The organism is Frankia sp. Mgl5 (genome assembly GCF_023242985.1).
Taxonomy (GTDB): domain Bacteria; phylum Actinomycetota; class Actinomycetes; order Frankiales; family Frankiaceae; genus Parafrankia; species Parafrankia soli.
The window spans coordinates 1-239 of record NZ_JALKFY010000326.1 but is presented as its reverse complement, the minus strand read 5'-3'; the positions used below and the strand labels follow the sequence as shown (position 1 = coordinate 239).

The window sequence follows — 239 nt, the reverse complement described above, 5'->3', positions numbered from 1 at the left end:
CCCACAAACTGCGTGACCTCGGTTATATGATTGAATGTCCCACACTGGAAGGGCACGGACTAGGGCGCAGCGAGCTCGCAAAAAGCAAACGCCACGACTGGCTTTTCTCAGCGGAAGAAGCGTACAAGCGCCTTTCCATGAGAGCCTACCAAATCGTGGTGATCGGCTTTTCCATGGGCGGCTTGCTCGCCATTCACCTGGCTGCTACCTACCCCGTTCCGCTTCTCTGTACCGTTAAC

General features: G+C 55.6%; 1 protein-coding gene. It reads left to right on the top strand.

Annotation, left to right across the window (positions count from 1 at the left end; genetic code table 11):
- Positions 1-239: alpha/beta hydrolase (locus tag MXD62_RS09530; RefSeq protein ID WP_368862360.1), on the top strand; the 239-nt coding region annotated here is incomplete at both ends.